At 72.5% G+C, this 15,985-nt stretch carries 12 protein-coding genes and 1 pseudogene; 6 read left to right on the top strand and 7 right to left on the bottom strand.

Going from position 1 to position 15,985, the window contains the following annotated elements:
• Positions 1 to 216, bottom strand: a pseudogene (locus tag ACFWJ4_RS31510) (hypothetical protein); the annotation flags it as partial.
• Positions 217 to 278: 62 nt separating this feature from the next.
• On the opposite strand from ACFWJ4_RS31510, the gene ACFWJ4_RS31505 reads away from it, so the two are divergent.
• On the top strand, positions 279 to 1,412 hold the full coding sequence (locus ACFWJ4_RS31505; protein WP_380550020.1) for an IS630 family transposase: 1,134 nt from the start codon (positions 279 to 281) through the stop codon (positions 1,410 to 1,412).
• 11 nt (positions 1,413 to 1,423) lie between these two features.
• On the opposite strand, the gene ACFWJ4_RS31500 is transcribed toward ACFWJ4_RS31505, so the two are convergent.
• Entirely contained in the window at positions 1,424 to 2,080 is a 657-nt protein-coding gene (locus tag ACFWJ4_RS31500; protein WP_359899509.1) for a TetR/AcrR family transcriptional regulator, read from the bottom strand.
• 124 nt (positions 2,081 to 2,204) lie between these two features.
• On the opposite strand from ACFWJ4_RS31500, the gene ACFWJ4_RS31495 reads away from it, so the two are divergent.
• Positions 2,205 to 4,424 carry an MMPL family transporter gene (locus tag ACFWJ4_RS31495; RefSeq protein WP_380550017.1) on the top strand — a complete coding sequence of 740 codons (2,220 nt, stop codon included), beginning with the start codon at positions 2,205 to 2,207 and terminating at the stop codon, positions 4,422 to 4,424.
• A gap of 154 nt (positions 4,425 to 4,578) precedes the next feature.
• On the opposite strand, the gene ACFWJ4_RS31490 is transcribed toward ACFWJ4_RS31495, so the two are convergent.
• The 3 genes from ACFWJ4_RS31490 to ACFWJ4_RS31480 all read right to left on the bottom strand — a co-directional run bounded on the left by ACFWJ4_RS31490 (position 4,579) and on the right by ACFWJ4_RS31480 (position 10,734).
• The gene (locus ACFWJ4_RS31490; RefSeq protein WP_359899512.1) at positions 4,579 to 6,450 is read right to left on the bottom strand and encodes an ATP-binding SpoIIE family protein phosphatase; all 1,872 of its coding nucleotides are present in this window, start codon (positions 6,448 to 6,450) and stop codon (positions 4,579 to 4,581) included.
• A gap of 83 nt (positions 6,451 to 6,533) precedes the next feature.
• Positions 6,534 to 7,205, bottom strand: a complete 672-nt coding sequence (locus tag ACFWJ4_RS31485; protein ID WP_359899589.1) for a class I SAM-dependent methyltransferase — start codon at positions 7,203 to 7,205, stop codon at positions 6,534 to 6,536.
• Positions 7,206 to 7,779: 574 nt separating this feature from the next.
• On the bottom strand, positions 7,780 to 10,734 hold the full coding sequence (locus tag ACFWJ4_RS31480; protein WP_380550014.1) for a BTAD domain-containing putative transcriptional regulator: 2,955 nt from the start codon (positions 10,732 to 10,734) through the stop codon (positions 7,780 to 7,782).
• Between the two features lie 213 nt (positions 10,735 to 10,947).
• Here ACFWJ4_RS31480 and ACFWJ4_RS31475 point away from each other — a divergent pair, with 213 nt between their 5' ends.
• Positions 10,948 to 11,232: a hypothetical protein gene (locus ACFWJ4_RS31475; RefSeq protein ID WP_359899516.1), complete on the top strand. Its 285-nt coding sequence runs from the start codon at positions 10,948 to 10,950 to the stop codon at positions 11,230 to 11,232.
• 183 nt (positions 11,233 to 11,415) lie between these two features.
• On the opposite strand, the gene ACFWJ4_RS31470 is transcribed toward ACFWJ4_RS31475, so the two are convergent.
• Positions 11,416 to 11,691, bottom strand: coding sequence for a hypothetical protein (locus ACFWJ4_RS31470; RefSeq protein ID WP_359899518.1), 276 nt, complete (start codon positions 11,689 to 11,691; stop codon positions 11,416 to 11,418).
• A 137-nt stretch (positions 11,692 to 11,828) separates the two neighbouring features.
• Between ACFWJ4_RS31470 and ACFWJ4_RS31465 the strand changes: the two genes are divergently transcribed.
• Positions 11,829 to 12,587, top strand: coding sequence for a GntR family transcriptional regulator (locus tag ACFWJ4_RS31465; protein WP_380550011.1), 759 nt, complete (start codon positions 11,829 to 11,831; stop codon positions 12,585 to 12,587).
• Positions 12,588 to 12,691: 104 nt separating this feature from the next.
• Here the strand turns inward: ACFWJ4_RS31465 and ACFWJ4_RS31460 are convergent, their stop codons facing one another.
• Positions 12,692 to 14,359, bottom strand: coding sequence for a fumarate hydratase (locus ACFWJ4_RS31460; protein ID WP_359899520.1), 1,668 nt, complete (start codon positions 14,357 to 14,359; stop codon positions 12,692 to 12,694).
• Positions 14,360 to 14,507: 148 nt separating this feature from the next.
• Between ACFWJ4_RS31460 and ACFWJ4_RS31455 the strand changes: the two genes are divergently transcribed.
• Positions 14,508 to 15,272 (top strand): DUF1707 domain-containing protein, encoded by a 765-nt coding sequence (locus ACFWJ4_RS31455; RefSeq protein ID WP_359899522.1) that lies wholly within the window; start codon positions 14,508 to 14,510, stop codon positions 15,270 to 15,272.
• 316 nt (positions 15,273 to 15,588) lie between these two features.
• A complete protein-coding gene (locus ACFWJ4_RS31450) occupies positions 15,589 to 15,966 on the top strand; it encodes a WhiB family transcriptional regulator (RefSeq protein WP_380357098.1) in 378 nt (125 codons plus the stop codon).
• The last annotated feature ends 19 nt before the right edge of the window (positions 15,967 to 15,985 follow it).

The raw sequence follows: 15,985 nt of genomic DNA, 5'->3' as shown, positions 1-15,985 counted from the left end.
GGTCTGGTAGTGCTCGGCAGGGACGCCTTCCCGGTACTCCAGCTGGAACGTGTTGTCCTCACGCATCCGGACCTGGACATACCAGTCTCCCGACTCCTCATCCACGCGTTCGAGGATCAGAGCGCTGCCGCGCTGCAGATTGGCTACTGCCGCGCTCACGGTCGGCTTCGACGGTCGCTTGGCCAGCAAGCCCGCCCGATTCTTCATCACCAGCATGCCGGGATCCTGCCTCAACCGGCTGACATCCGTAGTCCGGGAGGGACAGTCAGAATGATCACGTGGCTGAACGCGTGCAGGTCCGTGAGATCGATGACGACGAGGGCAGACGGTTGCTGCGGATCGTCCGCCGGGGCACCGGGTCGGTGGTGACCTGGCGCCGGGCCCAGATGGTGCTGCTGTCCGCCCAGCGCATGCCCGTGGCGAAGATCGCCGAGGTGACGTTCACCAGCCCGGACCGGGTCCGGGATGTGATCCACAACTTCAACGCCGACGGCTTCGACTCGCTCTACCCGAAGTACCGGGGCGGACGGCCGAGGACGTTCACGCTGCCCGAGCGCCGGGAGATCAAGAAGATCGCCAAGTCCAAGCCGGCCGAGCACGGCCTGCCGTTCTCGACCTGGAGCCTGGCCAAGCTGGCCGACTTCCTGGTCGCCGAGGGGGTGGTCGACGACATCAGCCACGAGGGCCTTCGGGTCCTGCTCCGCGTGGAGGGCGTCTCCTTTCAACGCGTGAAGACCTGGAAGACCTCCCGCGACCCCGACTACGCGGCCAAGAAGGCCCGCGTCGAGCACCTCTATGCGATCGCCGACGGCGAGGTCGTACCCGAGGAAGGCGAGCCAGAAGTCGTCTTCTGCCTCGACGAGTTCGGGCCGCTCAACCTCCAGCCCCACCCCGGCCGGCAGTGGGCCGAACGCGGCGGCCGGCACAAGGATCCCGAGCGTGAACCGAGGCCCCGGCGGCGGGCGACCTACACCCGACCGCACGGGGTCCGACACCTGTTCGCCGCCTACGACCTCGCCAAGGACCAGCTCTACGGCCACATCAAGAAGACCAAGAACCGCTCCAAGTTCTTGGAGTTCTGCCGCTACCTGCGCTCACTGCACCCGGCGGACGTGCGCATCGCCATCGTCTGCGACAACTACTCGCCGCACCTGACGACGAAGCGGTGCCAGCGGGTCGGAACGTGGGCGGCGGCCAACAACGTCGAGATCGCCTACACCCCGACCAACAGCTCCTGGCTCAACCGTATCGAGGCCCAGTTCACCGCCTTGCGCTACTTCACTCTCGACGGCACCGACCACGCCAGCCACAAAGAGCAGGGCAGCATGATCCGCCGCTACATCATCTGGCGGAACAAGCACGCAGCGGACGAACGCCTACACGAAATCGTCACCAGGGCGAACGTTGCCTGATGCGGCACTAGCTAGCGCGCAGCGCGCAGGGCGTCCGGCCGGCGGAGTTCCGCCGCCGGGGTGCCCAGGCAGAGTCCGACCGTCGTCGCGACGAGGAGCTCCAGTGCCTCCAGGGTGTCCTGGTCGGGCCGGTCGCCGGGCCGACGCAGGGTGAGGTGGCGGGCCGTCAGGCCGTCGAAGCCGCCGAGGAAGTGGACGGCGATCCGGCGGGCGGGCAGCGCCAGGCTCAGGCCGTGGGCGGCCGCGAGGGCGTCGAGCATCTCGGTGGCGGTGCCCTCGATGTCGTGCTGGAGCCCGAGCATGATCTCCTGCATGTCCGGGTCGCGCATGGCCAGCGCCCCGAACTCGCTCAGCAGCACGCAGCGTCCGTGCTCGCCGGTGGCGGCCTCCCAGAGCGCGAGCACCAGGGTGCGGACCTGCTCGCCGAACGCGCCGTCGCCGGGGGAGGCGGCGCGCACCTCGCCGACGAAGTCGGACTTCAGCTGCTGGACGACCGCCCGGTAGAGGTCCTTCTTGGTGCCGAAGGTGTAGTGCACCGTCGCCTGCGCCACGCCCAGCTCGGCCGCGATCGCGCGGGTGCTGCCGGCGGCGATTCCCTCCCTGGTCATCAGGTCGATCGCGGCCTGGACCAGTTGCGGTCGGCGTTCGGAGGCGGGGACGTGGGCCATCCAGTCAGGGTAGCGCCACGGGCGGGCAACTGTGTCGTGCGATCTTGTCGGTCAACTTTGTCGCCCGACAAAGTTCAGTCTACGGTGGGACGCGACCTGCCCTGACCGACCCGAGGGACCGCCGATGGCCACGTACCTGTACCGACTGGGCCGATACTGCTTCCGGCGGCGACGGGCCGTCGTCGCCGTCTGGATCGCCCTGCTCCTCGCCATCGGCGGGGCCGCGGGCGCCTTCGCCGGCAAGACCACCGACGAGTTCAAGGTCCCGGGCACCGAGGCGCAGGCCACCCTGGACCGGATCAAGGACACCTTCCCGGCGCAGGGCCACGGCTCCGCGCAGGTCGTCTTCGCCGCCGGCGCGCCCGGCGGCATCGGGACGCCCGAGGCGAGCAGGGCGGTCGGCGAGGCCGTCGCCCGGATCGCCCAGGTGCCGGGCGTGGCCGCGGTGCCGGACCCGTACGCCACCGGCGCGCTCTCGCCGGACGGGAAGGTCGCGCTCGCGCTGGTCTCCTTCGACCACAAGCTCGCCGACGTCACCGACCGGCAGCGCGACGCCGTGAAGGCCGCCGCCGAGCCGGCCCGCGCGGCCGGGCTGGACGTGGCCTTCGGCGGCGACGCGTACAACACGATGGCCCGGATCGAGGGCGGCAGCGAGGCGATCGGCCTGGTGGTGGCCGGGCTGGTGCTGGTGGTCACCCTCGGCACGCTGGTCGCCGCCGGGCTGCCGCTGCTGACCGCGCTGGTCGGCGTCGGCGTGACGATGGCCGGCCTGCTGGCGCTCACCGGCTCCTTCGAGATCATCACCACCGCGCCGGTGCTGGCCCTGATGGTCGGCCTCGCGGTCGGCATCGACTACGCGCTGTTCATCCTCTTCCGGTACCGCCGCCACCTGGACGAGGGCCTGGAGCCGGAGGAGGCCGCCGCCCGGGCCACCGCGACCGCCGGCAGCGCCGTCGTCTTCGCCGGCCTGACCGTGGTCGTCGCGCTCGCCGGACTCGCCGTCGCGGGCGTGCCCTTCCTCACCGTGATGGGTCTGGCCGCCTCCGGGGCCGTCGTGGTGGCCGTCCTGGTCGCGATCACGCTGCTGCCCGCCGTGCTGGGCTTCACCGGCCGGGCCATCGACCGGCTGCCGATCTGGAAGCGGGCCCTGACCGCCAACGGCCGCACCACCATGGGCGAGCGCTGGGGCCGCTTCGTGGTCCGCCGCCCGCTGCCCGTCCTGCTGGTCGCCCTGGCCGGGCTGGGCGCCCTGGCGGTGCCCGCCGCGAGCCTGAACCTCGGTCTGCCGAGCGGCGGTTCGCAGGCCGCCGGGACGGACGCGCGCAAGGCGTACGACCTGGTCGGCGAGAGCTTCGGGCCGGGCTTCAACGCTCCGCTGGTGGTCGTGGTGGACGCCCACGGCGCGCCGCGGCCCGAGCAGGCGGTGCAGGAGGTGGCCGCGAAGCTCCAGACCCTCAAGGGCGTCGGGACGCTGCTGCCGCCGACCGTCGACCGGGAGAGCCGCACCGCGCTGGTGACCGTCATCCCGCAGACCGGTCCGGACCACGCGGACACCGAGGCGCTGGTCAACGAGATCCGCGACCGGAAGGCGGAGCTGAAGGCGGAGACCGGCGCGGACATCGCCGTCACCGGCACCACGGCCGCCAACATCGACGTCTCCACCAAGCTCGGCCAGGCGCTGCCGCCCTTCCTCGCGGTGATCGTCGGGATCGCGGTGGTGCTGCTGGCGCTGGCGTTCCGCTCGGTGCTCGTCCCGCTCAAGGCGGTGGCCGGCTTCCTGCTCAGCGTCACCGCCTCGCTCGGCGCGGTGGTCGCGGTCTACCAGTGGGGCTGGCTGGACGGGCTGATCGACGTGCCCAAGGTCGGTCCGGTGGTGAGCTTCGTGCCGATCCTGCTGATCGGCGTGCTGTTCGGGCTGGCGATGGACTACGAGCTGTTCCTGGTCTCCGGGATGAAGGAGCAGCACGTCCACGGCGCGGCGCCGCGCGAGGCCGTGGTGGCCGGGGTGCGGAACGGGGCCCGGGTGGTCACGGCGGCCGCGCTGATCATGGTGGCGGTGTTCGGCTCGTTCGTCTTCGGCCACGATCCGGTCGTCCAGCCGATCGGCTTCGCCCTCGCGGTGGGCGTGCTGGTGGACGCCTTCGTGGTGCGGATGGCGCTGGTGCCGGCCGCGATGGCGCTGTTCGGCAAGGCCGCCTGGTGGTTCCCGAAGCGGCTGGAGAAGGTCGTGCCGCGGGTGGACATGGAGGGCGAGCAGCTGATGGCCCGGCTCGCGCGACGGTCGGCCGAGGACGGGACGCGGGAGCCGGCCGAGCAGCCGACCGTGGAGCCGACCCGGATCTGACGGCCCCGGCCCCGGAAGCCCCCGGCGCCAGGAGGCCCGGCCCGAGGAGCCCCGGCCCGGGGGCAGCGGTCGGACGACCCGTACGGGGCGCCCGGTGGGATCCGTTCCCGCCGGGCGTTCCCGCGTTCGCGCCCCCGCGTTGGAGGGGGCGCGGTCACATCCCCGCGGGCAGCCGCTGTTCGAACCAGACCACCTTGCCGGTGCCCAGCCTGGTCGCACCCCAGCGGTCCGCGCACCGGGCCACTATCTGCAGCCCGCGCCCGCGTTCGTCCTCCGGCCCGGTGCGGCGCGGGCGCGGCAGCAGCGGGCTGTCGTCGCCGACCTCGCAGCGCAGCCGGGCGGTGCGCACCAGGCTCAGGGTGACCGGCCGGGTCGCGTGCTGGACGGCGTTGGTGACCAGCTCGCTGACCATCAGCTCGGTCGCCTCGCTCAGCTCGTCCAGCCCCCAGCGGCGCAGCGTGTGCGCGGCCAGTCGGCGGGCCCGGCCCGGAGTCTCGTTGCGCGGCTGGAGGTACCAGTGGGCGACGTCCCCGGCCGGGATGCCGTCGAAGCAGGCGCCGAGCAGGGCGATGTCGTCGCCGCGGTCGCCGGGCGGCAGGATCCGCAGCGCCTCCTGGCACAGCTGCTCGGGGGACTGCCAGCGGGCGGCGGCGATCCGGGCGCGCAGCATCTCCAGGCCGTCGCTGATCGGGCGGGTGCGGGTCTCCACCAGGCCGTCGGTGAACAGCAACAGGGCCGAGCCGGGCGGCGCGGGCAGTTCGACGGAGTTGAAGTCCACCCCGCCGACGCCGATCGGTGCCCCGGAGTCCAGTTCGACCAGCTCGGCGATGCCGTCCGGGCGGACCAGCACCGGTGGGACGTGTCCGGCGTTGGCCATCACCACCCGGTTGGCGATCGGGTCGTACACCGCGTAGACGCAGGTGGCCAGGTGCTGTTCCCGGCCGAGCCGCTGGGCCTGTTCGTCCAGGTGGTAGAGCACCTCGTGGGGCGGCAGGTCGAGGGCGGCCAGGGTCTGGGCGCTGGTGCGCAGCTGGCCCATGATGGCGGCCGAGGTGAGCGAGTGGCCCATCACGTCGCCGACGATCAGGGCGACCCGGTTGCCGGGCAGCGGGACGGCGTCGTACCAGTCCCCGCCGACCTGTGCGCCGCGCTCGCCGGGCAGGTAGCGCTGGGCGATCCGGACGCCGTGCGACTGCGGCAGGCGCAGCGGCAGCATGCTGCGCTGGAGTTCGTTGGCGATCTCCCACTCGCGGGCGTAGCGCAGCGCGGTGTCCACGGCCAGCCCGGCCTGGGTGGCGAGGTGCGCCGCGGTCGCGGTGTCCGCGGCGTCGAAGACCGGGCGGCCGGTGCGTTCGGGAGGGCGGCGGATCAGTATCAGCAGCCCGAGCACGGCCTTGCGCCCGCGCAGCGGCAGGGCGAGGACGGAGGTGCCGGCGGCCAGCCGGGCCACCCCGCGGGTGCCGTACAGCTCGCGCAGCAGCGTCTCGGCGCGTTCGGCGGCGGGGGTGCCGAGGACGGCGGCCTCGGCGGGGCGGCGGCTCAGCAGGGCGTGGGCGAGCGCCCCGCCGCGGGTCACCGGGGTGGCCGGGCCGCCGTCGGCGGTCGAGCGGGCGCCGTAGCGGGAGCGGCGCCGGTCGTCCAGACCGCTCGGGCGGCCGCGGCGGCCGATCCGGGTGCCGGTGCTGTGGTGTATCCGCAGCTCCTCAGGGAAGCCGGGTTCGCGTTCGACGTTGGGCAGCGGGTCGCGCAGGTGGACGACGGCGGCGTCGGCGAGCGTCGGGACCAGCACCCGGCCGATGTTGCGCAGCGTCGCGGCGAGGTCGAGGGCGCTGTTGATCCGCCGGGTCGCCGAGTCGAGGTACGCCAGGCGGTCCGCCATCTCGGTGCGTTCCGGCCGTGCGCCCGCCCGTCGTACCGGGGCTGCCGGCAGGGCCGTCGCCGGGGCCGGTGCCGCGGCCGGGACCTGGCGGCGCTGGCCCGGGACGGCGGGCGGCTGCTCCGCCTCGGTCTTGAGCTGGTCGCGCACGGCTGCCTGTCCTGGATTCGGTGTGGTCGGTGAGCTGTTCTGTTGCACCGGCCGCGGGTGCGGCCGGCCCTGTCCCGGTTCGATCAGCCGACGCGTCGACAGCGCAGGAACAGCTGTTCCTCCGGCGGCAGCGAGGTACTGGCCGGTGCGTACGGATGCCCCGAGCACTCCTCGACGGCGAAGCCGGCCGAGACCAGAACCCGCTCCAGATCCTCCCTCAGATACCCACTGATCCGCAGCTCTCTGCCAAGGAACGGAAGCGGAACGTGATCCAGGTCCGCCTCGACCATACCGAGCGCCAGCAGTCCGCCCGGCCGCAGGAGTTCGCGCAGCTGCCGCAGCACGGTCGGGATCTCGTCCTGCGGCAGCAGGATCAGCGAGAAGAACGCGGTGACGGCGGCGAAGCGGCCCCGGCCGTCCGGCCCCAGTTCGGGGGCGTTCCAGACCCGGTCCGCACGCTCGGTGGCCAGATCGTACAGGTCGATCCGATGGAACACCGGCGCGAACACGCCTGGGAAGGCGGTCCGCCGGGCCAGCGTGAGCATGCCGTCGGAAAGGTCCGCGCCGGTCACCCGCAGACCGTCGGCGACCAGCTGGCGGACGGTCGGCTCGCCGGTGCCGCAGCCGACGTCCAGCACCCGGGCGCCGGGTTCGAGCTCGGCGAGCAGCCGCCGGCCGCAGGCCAGCTGTCCGTCCTTGGCGGGGAACGCCTCGCCGTACTCCGTGCCGATGGTGTCGAAGGCGACCGCCTGCAGTGCCCGGGCCGCCCGCCGCCGCCGTACCTCGGGTTCGTCGTCGCCGGCGTCCTCGTCGACGGGGAACGGGTCCGATATCTGTCCGGTCGTCACGTTGCGAGGCACCCTTCCACCCGTGGCCTCCGGTGGCTCCTCCGCGGCCCCGCGGGCCGCTGCCGGTGGCGGTACGTCACGCTCTGCGCACCACGCGGACGGACTGCACCCCGATGCGTTTCCGAGCAGACACTCGTGTGCGTACTGGCATCTGAGAATATGCGTGATCACTGTGCCGTGGGGTCCCTTTCCGGCCAACTCGCCGTGCTTGGGTGGTTGTGGCCGGGGTTGCGGAAGCACGGGGGTGCGGGCGGGGTTGTGCGCGTGGCCGCGCACGCCGGACAGCGCGCCAGGGGAACGTCGATGACCTGCGGTTTTGCCGATCCGCAGGCTGACTATCGGACGTTTATCGAACGTCAATCGGTCCGGTGCACAGTGGAGTCCAGCGCCGGGGAAGCGTTGAGGGCGCTCCCGCAGCCGGGGGGCTGCGGGGGCGCCGACGCGCGGAACGGGGGAGGTTCTCCGTGGGGGAGCGGAAGCCTTACGGCGCGGGGGGAGAGAGGGGCTCGGTGTGCTGCTGGGAGATGAGGTCCGCCACGGGGGAGGCCTCAGGCACACCGAGCCGCGTGAAGATCGCATGGGCCTCCTGGAGGCAGGCGAGTCCGCGAGCCGGCTGGGCGAGCGCCAACAGGGCCTCGCCCAGTGCGGCGTTCGCCAGGCCCTGGCAGTAGGCGGAGCCCAGCTCCTGGCCGATCGCCAGCGACTCGCCGGCCGCCGAGGCCGCCTCGGCGGGCTGCTCGGCGACCAGCAGGGCCGAGGCGAGCCTGGCCAGGGTGTAGCCCTCCCACAGGGGGTTCTGCTGCGACTGGTAGAGCCGGTGCGCCTCCCGCAGGTGCGGAACGGCGTCGCCGCCGGAGAGCACCACGCCCAGCTGGTAGAGGGTCTGGGCGAGCAGCGGGCCGTTCTTGGACTCCCGGGCGGCGGCGACACCGTCACCGGCGGACCGGACCGCCGTCTCGGTCATCCCGAGCCGGTGCTGTGCCCGGGCCATGTTGCTGACGATGCGGGCCTCGGCGGTCGGCGCGCCGACCGCCTGGCTGGTGGCCCGGGCCTGTTCCATGAACGGCAGGGCCTCGGCCGGACGGTTGCCCAGGCTCAGGATCACGCCCAGGATGTTGGCGGTGGCCAGCAGCTGGACGGTCGGGACGTCCGGTGACTGGTGGTCCAGACTGCGGCGCAGCGAGTGCTCGGCGCCCTGGAAGTCACTGGTGACGTAGTTCAGGGCACCCAGGACGAAGTGCACCCGGGCGAGTGCGGCGGAGTCGTCGCGGAGCTCCGCCTCGCGTCCGAGGGCTTCCAGGACCGGTCGTACCTGGGGGCCGTGGGTCGGGTCCGGATCGAGGCCGTACAGCAGGATCAACAGGTCGATCGCCGCGTGCTGCGAGGAGCGGGGCCCGTTCGCCGCCGCCGCCGTGGAGTTGAGCAGGAGGGCGCTCTCGCTCCGGAGCCAGGACTGGGCGGAACCGCTGGTCGGCAGGCCGATCCCGGGCGAGGACGGCGTGGTGAGCAGCTCGGGCTCGGGGTCGTCCGGTTCGAGGGTCCGGGCCGCGTTGCGGACGGTCGGGATCAGCAGGTCGAGCAGCCGCAGGACGGCCCGTTCCTGCTCCCCGCCGTCGCCCGACCGGTCGTTCTGCCGCTGGGCGTAGAGGCGGAGCAGATCGTGGTAGCGGTAGCGGCCGGGGGTGAAGCACTCCAGCATGTTCGCCTCCACCAGGGCCTCGACGAGTTCCTCGGCGGTGTCCTCGTCCACGCCGAGGAGTGCCGCGGCGGCCGCGAGCGGGATGTCGGGGGAGTCGATCAGCGCGAGCAGTCGAAAGGCGCGGGCCTCGGCCGTGGACAGCTGTCCGTAGCCGAGCCCGATGGTGGTCTCCACGGCGAGGTTGCCGAGTTGGAGCTCGTCCAGGCGGTGACGCTGGTCGGCTAACCGACGGGCCAGGTCGGAGACGCTCCACCGCGGCCGGCTGGCCAGTCGGGCGGCGGCGATGCGGACCGCCAGCGGCAGGAAGCCGCATGCGGTGACCACCGCCATGGCCGCCTCCGGCTCCGCGGCGACCCGCTGCTCCCCGACGATGGCCGAGAACAGTGCCAGGGCCTCCCGCGGAGTCAGCTCCTCGACGTCGAACAGTTGCGCGCCGGGGATGCCGGCGAGCCGGGAACGGCTGGTGGCGAGCACCGCGCAGCCGGAGACGCCCGGGATCAGCGGCCGGATCTGGTCGGCGTCCCGTGCGTTGTCCAGCAGGATGAGCATCCGCCGGTTGGCGAGCAGCGAGCGGTAGAGCGCCGCGCGCTGCTCCATCGACTCCGGGTTCTCGGTGACACCGAGGGCGTGGAGGAAGTCGCCGAGGACGACGACCGGGTCGGCCGGCGAGGCGCCGGCGCCTCGCAGGTCGACGTACAGCTGTCCGTCCGGGAACTCGGCCCGGACCCGGTGGGCGACGTGGACCGCGAGGGTGGTCTTCCCGACGCCGCCGATGCCGGCCAGCGAAGTGACCACCACGGCCTGGCCGGTGGCGTTCATCAGGACCGTCGAGAGGTCGCTCACCAGCTCGGTGCGGCCGCTGAAGTCCAGGACGTCGGCCGGGAGTTGGGCCGGTGCCGGGGCGGTGGGCCGGTCCTTCGCCGCCGCTTCGGGCACGGCCGGGAGGGCGAGCGCGGGGTCGGCCGCGAGGATGCGGGTGTGCATCGTGGACAGGCCGACGCCCGGTTCCACCCCGAGTTCCTCGATGAGCAGTTTGCGGGTGTCGGTGTAGACGCCGAGGGCCTCGGCCTGGCGGCCGCAGCGGTACAGCGCCAGCATCAGGAGTTCGCGCAGCCGTTCGCGCAGCGGGTGTTCCGTCGTCAGGTTGTTGAGCTCTCCGACGATTTCCGCGTGCTGTCCGATGGCGAGGGCGGCGGCGCACAGGTCCTCGGCGGCGGCCACCTGGCGCTCGGCCAGTCGGAGCCGCTGGGTGTCGGCGTAGGGGCCGGGGATGCCGGTGAGCGGGCGGCCGCTGAACAGGCCCAGTGCCTCGGTCAGCAGCCGGTGCGCCTCCTGCTTGTCGCCGTTCGTCCGGGCGGCCGCGGCCTCGGCGCAGAGCCGCTCGAAGACCGTCAGGTCGAGGGCCTCGCCCGGGATGCGCAAGGCGTAGCCGTCGGCGACCGAGATCAGCAGCTCGGCGGGTGCGCGGACCTCGCGGCGCGGCTCGATGACCGAGCGCAGCCGGGAGACGTAGGTCCGCAGGGCGGCGACCGCCTGGGCCGGCGGGCGATCGCCCCACAGGGCGTCGACCAGGTCCTGGGTGGTGACCGGGCGGCCGGCGTGCAGCAGGAGGGCGCTCAGGACCGCCTGTTGCTGGGGGGAGCCGAGGGAGACGGGCTTCCCGTCGAGCCAGGCCTGGACCGGGCCGAGGACCTGGAAGCGCAGCGCGGGCGAGGGCGGCGTCTCCTGAAACTCCATGAAGTCCCCCGATGGCCTGTGGTGTCGATTTCGTGAAAGGGCGCTCGGCGGTCCGCCGCGGTGCTTCAGCTTAGGCGGACGCCCGACTCTGCCGGACGGTCCCGCAAGCCGCACGATGTTTATCGGACATTTAATCAACCCTACGATACTGTGCCCGCGCCCGCGCCAAGCCGGTCGGGCTGACGACATTTGATGACCGAAAGGCGGCCGCCAATGGCCAACGACCAGAGCGAGACCCCGGTGCCGTCGACGCCCGAGAACCAGGCGCAGACCCCGGCCCCGGACTCCGCTGTGGAGGCCGGCCAGGCTGTCGAGGGCGCGGTCGCCGCGACCTCGGACCCGACCGAGTACACCGAGCCGAGTGCCGACCGGAAGAACGCGATCGAGAACGGGATCTTCGGCGACGAGGCCGACCACCTGCTGGAGCCGGCCAAGCCGGACACCGGCAAGCCGGGCGAGAAGTACGAGCCGGAGAGCATCGTCTTCGGCCACGCGTGAGCCGTGCCGGTCGAGTGCCCCCGTCGCCCCCGTCCGGGCGCGGGGGTACCGGTGGTTATGGGCACGCCAATTCCCCATAGGTGTCAACCGGGTGGCCGAAACATGCCCGCGGTGCACTCATGGTGACCGGCGATATCCGTAACGTGCCCGACGGCGGGTGCGGGACGTTCCGGAATTCCGGATTCACCCGGGCGTATTGCGGTGGTCGGAATGCCGCCGTTTGCCCGCGTTTTGCCGAAATTGCCGAGGAAGATCGTATTCGGCTGAATCGCCCGCCCCGGGGGCGGGGGCGACCTGGTGGGGGTCGGCCGTCCATTCCCGGCCGCCGGGCTCGGGGCGCAGGTAGTGCTCGCCGCCGATGGTGTCCATGTAGATGCCGGTGCGTCCGGTCCTCCGGTCGAGGACGAGTTCACCCACGTGGGGCCGGTAGGCCGGGGTGTTTCGCTGTCGGGTGCTCACCGTGCTGCTCCTCGCTCTGGTCGGCGACTGGCCAGCATCTCTAGAGAAGCTAATATCTCTAGAGATGTCAACGGTCGTATCTCCTTACCGGCGACCGCGGGCACGCCTACGATTTGTCCGAGGCAGAGGGAGCGGCGATGACCGGCAGCAATGGCGACAAGCAGCCCAAGTACCAGCGGATCGCCGAAGCGCTGAAAGCGGCCATCGACACCGGCCGGTACCGCGCGGGCGACCGCCTGCCCGGCGAGAACGACCTCATGGACGAGTACGGCGTGGCCCGGATGACCGCCCGCCAGGCCCTGGGCGTGCTGCAGAGCGAGGGCATCGCCGAGGCGCGCCGCGGCGCCGGGGTCTTCGTCCGGGACTTCCGGCCGCTGCGCCGGCGCGGCATCCAGCGGCTGGCGCAGGGGCAGTGGGGGTCCGGCCGGTCGATATGGTCGGCGGACATCGACAACCGCAGCCTGGTGGTCGACCAGGTGTCCGTCACCGAGCGGGGCGCGCCCGAGCACGTGGCCCGGATGCTCGGGGCCGCCCCGGGCGCCCCGATGTGCGTGCGGCACCGCCGCTTCGTCCTCGACGGCAAGCCGGTGCTGCTGTCGACCTCCTACCTGCCCGCCGTCCTGGTCGCGGGCACCGCGATCACCCGCGAGGACACCGGCCCCGGCGGCACCTACGCCCGGCTCGCCGAGATCGGCGCCAAGCCCGTGCACTTCCGCGAGGAGGTCCGCTCCCGGATGCCCGGCGCCGAGGAGGCCGCCCGCCTGGAGCTGTCCGCCGGCACCCCCGTCATCCTGATCTGCCGCACCGCCTTCGCCGACGAGGGCCAGGTCGTCGAGCTCAACGAGATGATCCTGGACGCCGCCTCCTACGTCCTGGAGTACGACTTCGACGCCTGAGCGCCGGACGACGCCCACCGGCCGCGGCCGGCTGCCGTCCGCCGCGCGGGAACACCGCCGCCCCGGCCGCAGGGGCGACCGGGGCGGGGCAGGGGCGTGCGGGACTACTCCTTGGAGCGGACGCGCAGGTTGGTGATCAGCGGGCCCTCGGTGGTCTCGCGGAAGAAGTCGTTGCCCTTGTCGTCGACGACGATGAAGGCCGGGAAGTCCTCGACCTCGATGCGCCAGACCGCCTCCATGCCGAGCTCGGCGTACTCCAGCACCTCGACCTTCTTGATGCAGTCCTGGGCGAGGCGGGCGGCCGGGCCGCCGATCGAGCCGAGGTAGAAGCCGCCGTGCGCGGCGCAGGCGTCGGTGACCTGCTTGCTGCGGTTGCCCTTGGCCAGCATGACCATCGAGCCGCCGGCGGCCTGGAACTGGTCGACGTAGGAGTCCATCCGGCCGGCCGTGGTCGGGCCGAAGGAGCCGGAGGCGTAGCCCTCGGGGGTCTTGGCCGGGCCCGCGTAGTAGACCGGGTGGTCCTGGAGGTACTTGGGCATGCCCTCGCCGGCGTCCAGGCGCTCCTTGATCTTGGCGTGGGCGATGTCGCGGGCGACGACCAGGGTGCCGGTGAGCGAGAGCCGGGTCTTCACCGGGTACTTGGACAGCTCGGCGCGGATCGCGGACATCGGCTGGTCGAGGTCGACGCGCACCACGTCGTCGTCCAGGTGCTCGTCCGTGGTGTCCGGCAGGTACTTCGCCGGGTCGGTCTCCAGCTGCTCCAGGAACACGCCCTCGGCGGTGATCTTGCCGAGCGCCTGGCGGTCGGCGGAGCAGGAGACGGCCATCGCGACCGGGAGCGAGGCGCCGTGCCGCGGCAGGCGCACCACGCGCACGTCGTGGCAGAAGTACTTGCCGCCGAACTGGGCGCCGATGCCGATCTTCTGGGTCAGCTCGGTGACCTTGGCCTCCAGCTCCAGGTCGCGGAAGCCGTGGCCGGTCCTGGCGTCGCCCGAGGTCGGCAGGTTGTCCAGGTAGTGCGCCGAGGCGTACTTGGCGGTCTTCAGCGCGAACTCGGCGCTGGTGCCGCCGATCACGATGGCCAGGTGGTACGGCGGGCAGGCCGCGGTGCCCAGCGAGCGGATCTTCTGCTCCAGGAACGAGAGCATGCTCGCCTCGTTCAGGATGGCCTTGGTCTCCTGGTACAGGTACGACTTGTTGGCGGAGCCGCCGCCCTTGGCCATGAACAGGAACTTGTACGCGTCGCCGTCGGTGGCGTACAGCTCGATCTGGGCCGGCAGGTTGTTGCCGGTGTTCTTCTCGTCCCACATGGTCACCGGGGCCATCTGGGAGTAGCGCAGGTTGAGCTTGGTGTACGCGTCGTGGACGCCCCGCGCGATGGCGGACTCGTCGCCGCCCTCGGTGAGCACGTTCTGGCCGCGCTTGCCCATGACGATGGCGGTGCCGGTGTCCTGGCACATCGGGAGGATGCCGCCGGCCGAGATGTTGACGTTCTTCAGCAGGTCGAGCGCGACGAAGCGGTCGTTGGGGCTGGCCTCCGGGTCGTCCAGGATGCGGCGCAGCTGGGCGAGGTGGGCGGGGCGCAGGTAGTGCGAGATGTCGTGCATCGCCTCGGCCGTCAGCAGCCGCAGCGCCTCGGGCTCGACCTGGAGGAAGGTGCGGCCGCCGGCCTCGAAGGTGGAGACACCCTCGGAGGTGATCTTGCGGTAGGGGGTCGGGTCAGCGCCCAGGGGGAGCAGGTCGCTGTACTCGAAGTCTGGCGTGGGAGCCATGGGGGCGGTCCTTAGCTGTCCAGTTGGTCCGGCTGCGTCGGCGAAGCATCATCCAGGGTAGGACCAGGCGGAAGTCGGCATGCGGACAGGGCAGCCTTGCGTGACCGGGCTCACTCGCGCAGGAGTGCGAGCGACTAGGCTGACCCCCGTGGACAACTCGCCGTCGCACGACGATTCGGGGCAGCCGCCGGTGCCGGCGCCCGTACCGATGACCAAGCCCGAACCCGAGCCGGAACTCAAGCCCGAGACCAGGGCGGAGGCCGCGCCGCGGCCGCACGCGCCGGTCGCGGAGGCGGACCTGCGGGTCTCCGACGCCGACCGCGAGAAGGTCGCGGAACTGCTGCGGGACGCCTACGCCGAGGGCCGCCTGGACGCGGACGAGCACGCGGAGCGGATCGAGGCCGCGTACGCCGCGAAGACCTTCGGCGACCTCGTGCCGCTGACCCGGGACCTGCCGGCCCGCCCGCTGTCCTTCGAGAAGCAGCCGCTGAGCGCCCCGCAGGGCCCGCCGCCGCAGCCGCCCGCGCGCCAGGAGTCGCCGACGGTGGTGGCGGTCTTCGGCGGCGCGGCCCGCAAGGGCCGTTGGCGGGTGGGCTCGCACCTGAGCGCCTTCGCCGCGTTCGGCGGGGTGGAGATCGACCTGACCGACGCCGTGTTCGAGTCCCCCGAGGTGGAGATCACGGTGACGGCGATCTTCGGCGGGGTCCAGGTCAGGGTCCCGGAGAACGTGAGCCTGCAGGGATCCGGCATCGGCATCTTCGGCGGCTTCGACGTCCGGGAGACGACCGCGGCGGACCCGTACGCTCCGGTTGTCCGGATCAAGGGCCTTGCGCTGTTCGGTGGTTGCGAGGCCAAGCCGCGCCGGGGCAAGAAGCTGAAGGAATGGGTGCGGCGCCAACTCGGCACCGACTGACCGCCGTTGACCTGCACAGTGCCCGATCGGGAATCAACTCCCGGTCGGGCGCTCGGCGTTGTGGCCGGTGCTCTGCGTAGTCGATTGCGTGCAGTGTGCATGAATCGCGGCCGGGCGGGGTAGTTCCTTCCGCACATCGCTTCTTGGACGGCTGCGCACCGGAGGCGGCCGAGCGGCCGTGCCCGGGCTGGACAGCGGGGGCTCGCGGCCGGCGGGGGAGCGAGGGGTCCCCGTGTCCGAGAGCCTCGTCAGGAGTACGGCCGTGCTGCATCCGATCGAGTCCCGCACCACCTCGCCAGTCGCCGCTGCGCAGGTCCTGGAGCGCCGTCCCGGCGTCCGTCCGCAGCCGCAGCCGCAGGGCGGCCCGGCGGGTTCCCCCGCGGGCGAGGACAACCCCTGGCACACCGGCGCCGCGTGTCGGCGGGACGAGGTGGGGCTGTTCTTCGCGCCCTCCAAGGAGCCGACGGCGGCCCGGCTGTCGCGCGAGGAGCAGGCCAAGCAGGTGTGCGCCCGCTGCCCGGTGCTGCTGGAGTGCCGCGAGCACGCGCTGGCCCAGCCGGAGCCGTACGGGGTCTGGGGCGGGCTGACGGCCGCCGAGCGGCGGGTGGTGCTGGCCCGGCGGCGGCGCCGGGACACGGAGCTGCGCGAGGCGGCCCTGGTGACGGCGGCCGCGCGGCGCCGGATAGCCGGGTGACGACGGGCCCGGGAGCGGG

It is taken from the genome of Kitasatospora sp. NPDC127067 (assembly GCF_042724755.1).
Lineage (GTDB): Bacteria > Actinomycetota > Actinomycetes > Streptomycetales > Streptomycetaceae > Kitasatospora > Kitasatospora lactacystinica.
This window is presented reverse-complemented; position numbering and strand designations above follow the sequence as displayed.